9 protein-coding genes are annotated in these 12,245 nt (G+C 58.5%); 6 read left to right on the forward strand and 3 right to left on the reverse strand.

The window, feature by feature from the left end; all coding sequences use genetic code 11:
- Positions 1–135: 135 nt before the first annotated feature.
- Positions 136–2,184, reverse strand: a complete 2,049-nt coding sequence (locus tag ACOYW0_RS03165) for a methyl-accepting chemotaxis protein (RefSeq protein WP_482417127.1) — start codon at positions 2,182–2,184, stop codon at positions 136–138.
- A gap of 541 nt (positions 2,185–2,725) precedes the next feature.
- Entirely contained in the window at positions 2,726–3,733 is a 1,008-nt protein-coding gene (locus ACOYW0_RS03170) for an isocitrate dehydrogenase (protein WP_482417128.1), read from the reverse strand.
- A 540-nt stretch (positions 3,734–4,273) separates the two neighbouring features.
- Here ACOYW0_RS03170 and ACOYW0_RS03175 point away from each other — a divergent pair.
- The 5 genes from ACOYW0_RS03175 (at position 4,274) to ACOYW0_RS03195 (ending at position 9,876) form a co-directional block, all read left to right on the forward strand.
- Complete coding sequence (locus tag ACOYW0_RS03175; protein WP_482417129.1) at positions 4,274–5,713, forward strand: acyl-CoA dehydratase activase; 1,440 nt, start codon at positions 4,274–4,276, stop codon at positions 5,711–5,713.
- On the forward strand, positions 5,710–6,756 hold the full coding sequence (locus tag ACOYW0_RS03180; protein WP_482417130.1) for a 2-hydroxyacyl-CoA dehydratase subunit D: 1,047 nt from the start codon (positions 5,710–5,712) through the stop codon (positions 6,754–6,756). Before ACOYW0_RS03175 ends, ACOYW0_RS03180 begins: the two co-directional genes overlap by 4 nt.
- Positions 6,753–8,102, forward strand: a complete 1,350-nt coding sequence (locus ACOYW0_RS03185; protein ID WP_482417131.1) for a 2-hydroxyacyl-CoA dehydratase subunit D — start codon at positions 6,753–6,755, stop codon at positions 8,100–8,102. The genes ACOYW0_RS03180 and ACOYW0_RS03185 overlap by 4 nt, the downstream gene beginning before the upstream one ends.
- A 371-nt stretch (positions 8,103–8,473) precedes the next feature.
- Positions 8,474–8,869: an FxsA family protein gene (locus ACOYW0_RS03190; RefSeq protein ID WP_482417132.1), complete on the forward strand. Its 396-nt coding sequence runs from the start codon at positions 8,474–8,476 to the stop codon at positions 8,867–8,869.
- Positions 8,870–8,931: 62 nt separating this feature from the next.
- Positions 8,932–9,876, forward strand: a complete 945-nt coding sequence (locus tag ACOYW0_RS03195) for a ChaN family lipoprotein (RefSeq protein ID WP_482417133.1) — start codon at positions 8,932–8,934, stop codon at positions 9,874–9,876.
- A gap of 75 nt (positions 9,877–9,951) precedes the next feature.
- Here the strand turns inward: ACOYW0_RS03195 and ACOYW0_RS03200 are convergent, their stop codons facing one another.
- Positions 9,952–10,311, reverse strand: coding sequence for a winged helix-turn-helix transcriptional regulator (locus tag ACOYW0_RS03200; RefSeq protein ID WP_482417134.1), 360 nt, complete (start codon positions 10,309–10,311; stop codon positions 9,952–9,954).
- A 313-nt stretch (positions 10,312–10,624) separates the two neighbouring features.
- Between ACOYW0_RS03200 and ACOYW0_RS03205 the strand changes: the two genes are divergently transcribed.
- Positions 10,625–11,776, forward strand: coding sequence for an iron-containing alcohol dehydrogenase (locus ACOYW0_RS03205; protein ID WP_482417135.1), 1,152 nt, complete (start codon positions 10,625–10,627; stop codon positions 11,774–11,776).
- The last annotated feature ends 469 nt before the right edge of the window (positions 11,777–12,245 follow it).

Genomic DNA, 12,245 nt, shown 5'->3' on the forward strand with positions numbered 1-12,245 from the left:
GGCTTTTTTTATCTCAACAGGGCAGCAGCCCCTGATCGGCTCACCCAAAAGGGAGAAACAATCGTAAATTCCATGTTCCACTTTTCAGTCATTTGACTATTCTACGATGGCCGAACCGCCATCTAAACAATCCCTTTACACCCGAAATCGCCCCACCAGATCGGACACCTCGGTGGCCAGACCCGACAGGGCCTCGGCGCTGTCGCTCACCCGGGTGCTGCTGGCCGAGGTTTCACCGGAGATCCGGTTGATCTGGGAAATCTCGTCGGCAATGCTGTTGGAGACCAGGGAGCTCTGGGCCACGTTTTCGTTGACCTCCTGAATGCCCGTGGAGGCCTGGGCCACGTTCCCGGCGATCTCCTGGGTGGTGACGGCCTGCTCTTTCACCGCTTCGGCGATGGTGGTGACAATGCCGTTGACCTTGTCGATGACCTGGGTGATCTGACCGATCTCCCCGGCGGTCTCGGCCGTGGAGTTCTGGATCCCTTCGATGTGGCTGCGGATCTCCTGGGTAGCCCCGGCGGTCTGACCGGCCAGGTCCTTGATCTCGTTGGCTACCACGGCAAACCCGCGCCCGGCGTCTCCGGCCCGAGCCGCTTCGATGGTGGCATTGAGGGACAGAAGATTGATCTTCTCGGAGATCTCGGTAATCACCTCGGTAACATGGCTGATCTCCTGGGCCGCAGTGCCCAGGGTGTTCATTTTGGCGGCTGCGCTCCCTGCCTGATTCACCGCTTCCCGGGTAATGGTGTGGGAGGTGTCGGAGTGCTCGGAGATCTCCGAGATGGTCACCGTCATCTCCTCGGCCGCGGAAGCCACCATGCTCATGTTGGCGGAGGCCTGTTCGGTGGCGGCGGCAATGGACTGCATGGTGGCGCTCATCTCCTCGGAGGAGGCCGACGCCGTGCCGGACTTTGAAGAGACCTCGTCGGCCCCTTCGCTCATCACATGGGAGATCTGGGCAAGCTCGGTGGACGACCCGTTGAGTTTTTCCGCGCTTTCGGACACCAGCCGGATGATCTCCTGCACCTTGTTGATAAAGGTGTTGAACCAGTGGGAAAGCTCGGCCAGTTCGTCCTTCCCCTTGACCTTGAGGCGCACCGTCAGGTCTCCTTCGCCGTCGGCAATATCCTTCATTCCCGCGGCAATATCGTTAATGGGCCGCGTGATGGAGCGGGCGATCAAAAAGCCCACACAGACGATGGCGGCAACCCCGAGCAGCACCACAACCCCGATGAGCGTCTTGAGCTGGCGAACGGCAGCAAAGGCCTCATGTCCGTCAATCTTGGAGATCATGATCCAGTCCAGGCCGTCGATACCCAGCTTTCCGTAGGAGACCAGTTGCTGCTCCCCCTTGTAGGTGTAAGTCCCTGCCCCGCTCTCCTGGGCAGAGGCGTCGTCCAGGCAGGCGAAAAAGGCCTGCTCACCGGCTTTGCCTGTCCGGGTGTCTGTTCGGAACACCGCCCCCTCCCCTGTGCGGGCCACAAGAAAGGATTCCCCGGTCTCTCCCATGCCCTCACGCCTCATGGCGATGCTGTTGAGCTGGCCGTTATCGAGTTTCAGGGCAACAAGCCCCGTGACCCGTGTCTCCTGGGTCATGTTATCCACAACGGAAATGGGGGCCAGGATAAAGGCAATGGACTGATTGTCCGCAGGGGCATACGGCATAAAGTCCGTGGTGGCCAGCCCTTTGAGCCCCAGGGCAAAGGCCCGTCCGAGATGGGTTTCGGCCAGGGGGCCCTCCAGCACGGACTTGCCGAGATCCGGAGCCTTCCGGGCCGAGTAGACAATGCGGCCGTTGGCCTGGATCAGCAGCAGGTCGTTATACCCGTACTCCTGGACGGCAAGCTTCATGGACTCCCCGTATCGGGTGTCGTAGAAATCGTAGCCATCCATGTTGACGTTGCCGTCTTCGTCAAAAAGCATGGGAAAACGGTTCAGGGCCTCGGACAGGGCGTAGTTCTTGGACAAAACAGAGATGTCTCCCAGGCATCCGGCATAATACTCCCGGACCTGGGCTTTTTTAATCTCCTGGACAATTTTCAATTTTTCAAAGGATTGCTCTGAGAGGGATTCACTCGACTTCAAAACGGAAACGGAACCGATGACGGCCAGGGGCACAATACCGACCAACAAAAACGTAATCAGTATTTTGGTCCCAATCTTCAGTCTGTCCAAAATCATCCTGCATGTCCTTTCTCTGCATGGGCTCCGGCCCGGCGCTTGCCCGGACCAGACCGTTGAAATACCAGTCAAACACACCGACAAAACCCATTGAAACCCGGTCAAAAAACAGCCATGCAAAGAAACGCCATGGAAAACCGTTTACGGCGCCATGCCATCCCACGACAGGTGTCCACTCTGCTTTTGCATCAGCCCGAACTTTATTAACAATACTGACTGCGACCTTTTTGATTCCGACACACACCATCCATGGGTTCATTGCCCTTGATGATACCCCATAAGCTCCGTATGTCAATGTTTTCAGAGGACACAAAGCAAAAAACGCAAAGACAAAATTAAGGAAAGAATATCGGGCAGTGGATATACCTAACCCTGAGTTGAAAAACCGGATAGGGATGCGGGCGCCTGAAAGGAAAAATGCGCCCGGAGGGAAAAACCGGTGCCTCCGGCGGCAAGGTGAGCGGCGCCTTTAAAAAAGCGCACCGCCGGAGGCATGACCGATGTGGCTGCAGGGACTTTTTGCCTGGATGAGGCCTCCGGATCAGAGGCGGTCCATGACGGCCTGGGTAAAATCCGTGGTGCCGTGGGAGCCCCCCAGGTCGCGGGTGGTGCGGTCCCCTTCCTCAATGACGGCGGTGACGGCCCGCCGAATGGCCTCGGCCTTCTCCTGCATGCCCAGGTACTCCAGCATCTGAATGGAGGCAAGGATCACGGAGGTGGGGTTGGCCAGATTCTTGCCCGCAATATCCGGGGCACTGCCGTGGACGGCTTCGAACAGGGCCGCGTTGTCACCGATGTTGGCCCCGGGGGCCATGCCCAGCCCGCCGACGAGGCCAGCGCACAGGTCGGAGATGATGTCGCCGAACAGGTTGGTGGTGACAATGACGTCAAACTCCTCCGGGTTCATGACCAGCTTCATGCAGGTGGCGTCCACGATCATCTCGGCGGTCTCGATGTCGGGGTACCCGGCGCTGATCTCCCGTGCCACGTCCAGGAACAGCCCGGAGGTGGATTTCAGGATGTTGGCCTTGTGGACGATGGTGACTTTTTTCCGCTTCTCTTTTCGAGCCAGCTCATAGGCAAAACGGACAATGCGCTCGGCCCCCTCACGGGTCACCAGGCTCATGGCCTCTGCCGTGCACCCGTCTTCCGACACGGTCTGACCCAGCCCCGAATACATGCCCTGGGTGTTCTCACGCACGGTGATGATATCGATGTTCTCGTAGCGGGCCTGGGTGCCTTTAAAGGAGATCACCGGGCGCAGGTTGGCGTAGAGGTTGAACTGCTTGCGCAGGGTGACGTTGATGGAGGTGAACCCCTTGCCGATGGGGGTGGTCAGGGGCCCTTTGAGGGTCACCCCGTTCTTTTCAATGAGGTCCAGGGTGCGCTGGGGCAGGAGCTCGCCGTGCTTTTCCAGGGCTGCAAGGCCCGCGTCAGCAAACTCATACTCAAAATCGCATCCGGCTTTGTCCAGAATCTGTAGTGCCGAATCAATAATATCGGGACCGATCCCGTCTCCGGGGATCACGGTGATTTTACGTTGTGCCATGTATATTCCTTTCTTGGTGCCGCCCCTTCAGGGCGGCCTATGGGCAATGACGGATTTGAAACCGGGGGATAACGCCAGATAAACAGGTTACTTTCATCGGGCGGGACCTTTTGTACAGGAGATCTCCCCCGATCTCAAGCTCTTGCCGCAGAAAACACGGCTCGCACCCGAAACAGGGCGTCATCCCCCCACAGATCCCATGCCCCATCATACACCCCCCGCAGACGTTTTCAACCAATGGCGGTTTTCATCATTTTTTCAATGGGTTTCAAAACACACCCCACCCTGGCCATCCCTTTTTCATTCCACCCTTGTCGAATGAAGGATCTTATGGTAATCCTCTTTCGATACCACAAACATTTCCCACATACGGGCAACGCCTTGAAAAAACGATAATATTGTCACATGACGTCGGTTAAGGCAGCACCACGGGAGACCTGGGTTGGTCTTATTTGGCGAGCACAATTCAAACGTCGTTTCCAACAAAAACTACGGTTCATAACCAAAAACATATACCCACTAAAACAGAAGAGACACTGCATGACACCTAACGGCACACTCTCAGGACATACGGACGCAGGCTTTGCGTCCCTGCCTCGGACTCCGGGACAGATTTTCTACAGGATTCCCTACCTCTTTCTCCAGAAGGCCAAAGACCGCGTTCAGGAGGCCTGGGAATCTGTGGCACCGGTCATCGACACCTTGAAAAAAGAGTCGCGGGACCACGCCATCAAAGGCGAAGAGGTGGCCTCCTTTACCTGTGAAGACGGCTCCCGCGTGGAGATCAGCACCACCGTCTCCGACCTCTGGATCAAGGCCGAAGCCTCGGACCCGGTTCCCTCTTCTCCCTTCCAGAAAATCGACGAGCTCATCAAGGGGCTGAAAAAACCCGCGTACAAATACATCTGCGAAAAAACCAGGGTCCTGGCCTTTCCCCTGGTCTCCGGCACCTGGAGCGACACCGTCAAAGGCTTCATCGGCCTGGACGCCGGTTCCATCTCCATCAACATCGCCTTTGTGGATGAAGCGGGCGTGGTTTTTGAAACCGACTACACCCTCACCGAAGGGGACGTCATCAACAACATCAAAAAAGCGTTCTCCCGCCTGTCGGCTAAGCTCCCGGCCAACATCGACATCCTGGGATCCGGTGTCACCGGCAGCGGCCACGAGATCTCCTCGGCCCTTCTGGGGGCCGACGTCTACGAGACCGAGCTGGACGCCCACGCCGAAGCCACTCTCCATCTTCTCCCCGACACCCAGGTCATCTTCGATATCGGCGGCCAGGACTCCAAGGTGATGTACATTGAAGACGGCGAGCTTGATGAAGCGGGCATGAACAAAAAATGCGGGGCGGGCACCGGCTCCTTCCTCGACGCCCAGGCCGACCGGCTGGGCATTCCTATCGAAAAATTCGGAGAGACGGGCCTCAAGGCCAAAAAGCCCTACAGCTTCTCCAGCATGTGCACGGTCTTTGTGGGCCGCGACCTCATCGCCGAGCAGGCCAAGGGCAACACCAAGGAGAACATCATCGCAGGGCTTCACCGCTCCCTGGCCATGAACTTCTACGCCACCCTCGGCATCAACAAAAAACACCTCAAGACCCCCATTGCTTTCCAGGGAGGCGTGGCCTCCAACATCGGCGTCAAAAAATCCCTGGAGGACCTCCTCAGCGAAGCCCGGGGCGAAAAGGTCGAACTCTACGTCCCCATGCACCACAAGGTGATGGGTGCCATCGGCATGGCCCTGTTTGCCCGGGACGAAGTGGAAGACAGAGGCTCTTTCCGAGGCATTGAGACCATCCAGGGGATCACCTCGGAGTTCACCGAATGCACCCGTGCCCAGGAGCTGGGCTGCAACAAGACCATGCTCTGCGACCTGGTTCACCTGTCCAGGGGCGGGGAGGTGGTCCAGACCCTCTACGCCTGCGACGCCTACGCAGCCACTCCCATGGCCTCCTCGGCCGAAAGGTCGGCCCAGTGAAAAAAATAGGATGGTTCTGCACCTACACCCCCCTGGAGATTCTCCATGCGGCAGGTGCCCTTCCCGTGGGCATCAAATCCGATTCCGGGGCCGAGCATGAAGACGTGGTCCTGGGAGACTCCATCTGCTCCTACGTCCGCTCTTCCATGGGAGGCGCCCTCACAGGGGCCTACGACGCCCTCTCCGGCGTGGTCATCGCCCACTCCTGCGAGTGCATGCGACGCCTGGCCGACGGCTGGCTCTATCGCCAGGACGAGATCAAACCCGCCATGCTCCACCTTCTGGACGTGCCCAAGGTGGTCACCAACGCCAGCGTCTCCTTTTTTGCAGGGGGCCTACGGCGCATGAAAGAGGATGTGGAGGCCCACACCGGCCCCATCACCGACGAGGCCCTGCGGGCCTCCATGGCCCTCTTCAACAAGACGCGGGCCCTTTTCCGCGAGGTGGACGCTTTGAGAAAAGAGGAGGCCACAGCCGTCACCGGACGCGAAGTGGAGGCCCTCATCACCGACTCCTGGGACATGCCCAGGGAGGAGCTCAACAGCCGCCTGGAAGCCTTCATCTCCGAGAAAAAAGGCCAGACCGGAGACAAGGACGCCCCGCGCATCATGGTCATCGGCGGCCCGGGCAACGGCTCCCTTATTAAAACCATCGAGGCCACCGGCGGCGTCTCCGTGGTGGAGCACATGTGCACCGGCCTCAGGGCCTTCACCGGAGAGGCGGCCCCGTCGGACGACCCGTACAAAGAGCTGGCCAGCCTCTACCTTTCCGGCACGCCCTGCCCCCGCATGCTCGGGGACAAGTCCCGGGAGGCCATCGAGGAGATCCAGCGCCTCATCACCGAATACCGGGTGGACGGGGTCCTCTACTACTCCATGAAATTCTGCGCCAACATGCAGATGCAGTGGGCCCTTTTGAAAAACGACATCCCCGTGGACGTGCCCATGAAGGTCCTCGAAGGCGACATCAGCTCCGAGATCAACGAACGTGAGGTGCAGTCATTTATCAAGAGACTCAAAAAACGACGAAAGAGAAACCGATGAACCGAGCGGAGATGATACAAGAGAACACGGAGCAGCGAAAAGTCCAGGTACAAAACCTGCTCCGCGTCAACGGCCTGGAGGGAATCGAGCCCGGGGATGCCGTCAAGATGGCCTTTCCCAAGGCCTTTGACACCCTCTCCCCCTCGGCAAAGCGGGGGTACCTCAACACCGAGCAGTTTTTCAACGCCTACAACCTCAACACCAACGGGGAGTTTGCCTACCACAACGTGGCCTGGCGAAGCCTCTTTGTGCCCACGGAGATAATGTACGCCATGGGCCTGCTCCCCTTTACCACGGAGATGGTGGCCTCCCAGCTCGCCATGACCGGGGCAGCCCGGGAGCGCATCGAGACCGCCGAGGCCCACAACTTTTCCGGGGACCTGTGCTCCTTCATGAAAACCGTGGCAGGGGGCGTCATCGAAGACATCTTCCCCACCCCGGATGTGCTCATCACCTCCACCCACCTGTGCGACCCCTCGGCCAAGTACGCCGAACTGGCCGCCCACAAATACAAGCGCCCGGAGTTTATCCTGGACATCCCCTACGGCCTCTACGACCTGGCCGCAAGCACGGATGAAAAGGACATCAAACGGGTGGAAGAGGGCGTGGACTACGTCTACGAGCAGCTTCTGGAGATGGTGGCCTTCGTCACCGAGCACACGGGCCTCACCCTGGAAGACGAAGCCCTGCGCCAGGTCATCCGGTGGACCAACGAAGCCCGCACCTGGCTCAACGAAGGCAACGACGTGGTGCTCCAGCAGCGCACAGCGGCCAAGAAAGGGGTGCGGGAGCTGGACTACGCGGCCAACCTCATGCAGACCTGGGGCACCGAGCGCATCGTGGACGTCTACAAGTCCCGCTGCAAGGAGTACAAAGGGAGCACGGCACCGGCAGACGACGACAGCCGTCCCCGCATCGCCTGGTTCCACCTGCGTCCCTACTTCAAGACGCCTCTCATGACCTACCTGGACGAGCGCATCGACATCTCCGCCTCCCAGGTCAACTACGCCTTCTGGGAGCCCCTGGACCCGGCGGACCCCATCCGGTCCATCGCCCGGCGCACGGTACTGCACCCGGCCTTCTCCTCGGTGACGGCCCGAACGGGCATCGCCATCGACGAGATCCCCGAGGACACCGAAGGCATCATCGCCTACTACCCGAAGTCGTGCCGGCACTTCCACGGTGGCTCCATCATGGAAAACGAGATGTTCAAAAAAGCGGGCATCCCCATCCTCACCATCGACGGAGACTGCATCGACGACCGCGGGGAAGATTTTCCCATCGTCAAGACCCGCGTGGACCGCTTCCTGAAATCCATCAAGAAGCACCCGCGCAGCAAACGATAGCACGGTTCAAAAACGGCCTCCGGCGCCCCTGCCGGAGGCCAGCATTTCGAGTCTTCGCCGTGCTTATTCCAGTTAAACTCAAATGACTCCCAAAGCCCCTTCATCGTGTTTCCAGTAAAATGAAATTAGGCCTCTCCCGCAAAACGGTTGCATAATGACGACCTCAATACTTTCGCCATAGGGTTTCAGCCCCCACCTTGCCGCCGGAGGCCTGCTTTTTCCACCCACGGTCACCATAGAAGGCGCCTTTGGCCTTTTCCCCTGTATCCTGCATCCCTTCCCCTGCTTGACATTTTCGGGATCGGTCCCATCTTGTGGTGAAACCGCACGACTGCGGGTTACTTTCACGGATTCATATGGAGACTGTCCCCATGGTGTTACGTCTTTTTCTTTTGTTTACCCTGGTCCCCGTCATCGAGCTGTGGCTCCTCATTAAGATCGGCTCGTTCATGGGGGCTTTTGCCGCCCTTGCCCTGGTCATCGGCACCGGCATTGCCGGGGCATCTCTTGCCAAGATCCAGGGGCTCCAGACCGTCATCAAGATCCGAGAGTGCATGGACCAGGGGATCATGCCCACGGAAGAGCTCATTGACGCCCTGATGATCCTCATCGCTGGGATCGTCCTGGTCACTCCGGGCCTTCTCACCGATTTCGCCGGGATTCTCCTTCTGATCCCCGCCTCCAGGGCCCGTATCAAGGCCTGGGCCAGGGACGCCTTTAACCGCCGCATCGAAAGCGGAAACATCCGCATCCACCGCAACTTCTGACCCGCCGATGCCCACGCGGGCTCCCCCTGTGCCGGGGGCCCGCCACCCACGGGAGTTCAGCCATGAACCGAGCCTTAAGCACTCTGGGCCTTTTTCTGGGAACCCTCCTGTTTGCCGCCGGATGCCTGGGCACCGGCCGCGCAGCCATGGAACCGCCCCGATACACCATCATTGCCCCGGACGGCACCCGGATCAGCCAGGACGCCCTTCTCTCCGAAGCCGCCCGGGCCGATGTGGTACTGGTGGGGGAGACCCACGACAACCCCTCGGCCCATCACCTGGAATATGCCCTTTTCAAAGGACTCCTTGAAAAACGGACCGCCAAGGGGACAACGCCCGGGGCCATCCTGTCCTTTGAGATGCTGGCCCGGGACCTCCAGGGCGTCACCGACGAGTACCTCTCGGGACTCATCACCGAAATGCACTTCATGGCCGCATCCCGCCCCTGGGGCAATTACACCCGTGCTTACCGCCAAACCCTCAATCTGGCCAAAGAGAAGGGGGCTCCTGTCATTGCAGCCAACGCCCCGAGGCGCTATGTGAACCTGGTGGCCCGCAAGGGCAGAGAGGCCCTTGAGCAACTCAGCCCCGAGGCCAAAACCTGGATCGCCCCCCTGCCCTACGAGGGGGCATCTCCGGCCTACCGCGCCAAGCTGGCGGCCCTTGAGCGACAGATCCTCCACGCCCCCCAAAACGACAATCCCCACGGCACCAAGGCCCCAGGATCACCCCCGTCCACAATCAACACCGACGCCCAGGCCCTCTGGGACGCCACCATGGCCTGGTCCATTGCCGAGGCCAGAAATCAACACCCCGGCGCCCTTGTCATGCACATCTCCGGTATCTTTCATTGCGAGGGCGGCCTGGGCATCCCCGAGCACCTTGCCCTTTACGACCCATCGGCATCCATGCTCATCATCACAATCCGCCCCCCTGGCTATGACGAGGCCCTCCCCGACGTCCCACCGGATGGTTCCATTCCGGAATACCTTATCCTCACAGAATAAAAAAAAGCCCGTCATCCGACTCTTTCGGACAGCGGGCTTCGTGTGCCACGTTCCCTTCAGGGAAAAAGGACCGCTCTATTTTCCCCTGACGGGCCGACCGTCAAGGTACTCCCGGGACCACGCGTTGAGGTCCCTGAGGATGGGACTGAGCTTCCGGCCGATCTCGGTGAGGGAATACTCCACCACGGGCGGAACCTCCGGGTATATTTTCCTGCTGACGAGCCCGTTTTTTTCCAAGGCCCTCAGCTGCTGGGTCAGCATCTTCTGGGTTGCAGACGGCATGATCTTCCTGAGCTCTCCAAATCGTTTGGTCCCTTCGGTTGCAAGGGTCCAGACAATCAGCGGGACCCACTTTCCCGAGAGGAGCTCAAAGGCCACCTCCACCTCATTGACATAGGAACTGCAACTCACTTTATGGGTCCTGTCTTCCGGCATGATACGCCTCCCGCCTTCCGTTTCTTCGATGTGATCCATCGTACCACATTTTCTTGTCATCATAATCATTGCCCAATGGGGCGGCAATGGCCCCTGTCCGAAGCCATTGTGCCATACGCATCCCGTGCCATAACACGAAATTGAACCAAACCGAAAGATAGTTCCCTTTTGGGAACCACGTGTCCAAAAGCATACTGAAACACGGAAAAGTGCCTACTTTACAGGAAATCCTTAAAAAGGTTTAGTGCCTCTCGTCGGGCAAAAGAGTGCCCGTCAAGTAACCAGAGACACCCTTTCAATTAAGGAAAAAATCATGACCACTTTTATTGTCCCCAAAGATATCTTCCATGGCCTGGGTTCCCTTGAAAACCTGAAAAACGTCGAAGGCACCAAAGCCGTCATCGTCATCGGAGGCAGCTCTGTCCAGAAAAACGGCGTCCTTGCAAAAACACGCACCTTTCTCACGGAAGCCGGCATTACCTCTGCCGTATTTTCCGGTGTTGAAGCCGACCCCTCCATTGCAACCGTCCTGAAGGGCGCAGCCTTCTTCACCGAGGAGCAGCCCGACATCATTGTGGGCCTGGGCGGGTGCTCCGCCATTGATGCGGCCAAGGCCATGTGGGTGTATTATGAGTACCCGGACTCCAAACTGGAAGAGCTGGCGGCACCCTTCGGTGTCAAAAAAATGCGCAACAAGGCGACATTCGTCGCCATTCCTTCCACAAGCGGCACGGGCACCGAAATCACCGGCCTTTCCGTGATCACAGACACCGAGAAAGGGGTGAAGTACCCCCTCGTGTCCCACGAGCTGACCCCTGATGTGGCCATCATCGATGGTGAACTCTGCGCCAGCATGCCCAAGACCGTCACCGCAAACACAGGTCTCGATGCCCTGAGCCACGGTGTGGAAGCGTACGTTTCCAACATTGCGGACCGTTACAACGACGCCCTGGCAAAGGGGTCCATCGACCTGGTGTTCAAGAACCTTCCCAAGGCCGTGGCAGAGCCCGGAGACCTGGAGACCCGCCAGGCCATGCACGACGCCTCCTGCATGGCAGGGATGGCCTTTACCAACGTATGGCTGGGTATTGTCCACGCCATGTCCCACCAGGTGGGCGGCACCTTCGGCGTCGCCCACGGCTGCGGCAATGCGATTCTTATGCCCAACGTCATCCGCTTCAACGCCAAGGTCACCGAGAAGTACGGGGAGCTGGCAGCCCTGTTCGGAAAAACCACGGCCGAGGAGTTCGCTCAGGAGGTCGCCGGTTTGACCGCATCCGTCGGCGTGGCCGGTTCCTTTAAGGCGTGCGGCATCGATGAGGCGGAGTGGAACGCGAAGCTTGATGCCATGACCGAACATGCCCTCAAGGATCCCTGCACCCTCTTCAACCCGAGAAAGCCCACCTTCGACGAGATCAAGTCCATCTACCAGGCTTGTTACGACGGAACGGCCATCGATTTCTAACCGAGACTGAAGCAGTCTTCTGCCTGCATGCACGAAAAGGGGAGGGCTCCAGAGCTCTTCCCTTTTTTATCTTGATTCGTAACTGTTCAGCTTATGCCTCCGGCGGCCCTGCCGGGGGATAAACGTTTAAAAAGTTGAACAAACAGGCTTTAAAAAATCTTTTTGAGTGAATTTTTACTTTAAAAGCGGATGTGATTTGACCCGAAGAATGAGGGGCAAAACACATCCGCAACCTGCTTTCAAGATGGCACACCTTGCCGCCGGAGGCTGTTTTTTTTGAGCTGAACAGTTACCTTGATTCATCCCCAAGGCTGTGGGTGCGATACATCTGGAGTGCATTGAACACCCGAAACAAACCTCACGTGAGAGCCCGCCGATAAAGGCAGGCAGGAATAGGCATGATAATTCCTGTAATCTCTATTCCCATGGCCCATTTGTTCCATTATACTGCATCCCCTTAAATGGAAGA

The organism is Desulfoluna sp. HI9BLuna (genome assembly GCF_056829775.1).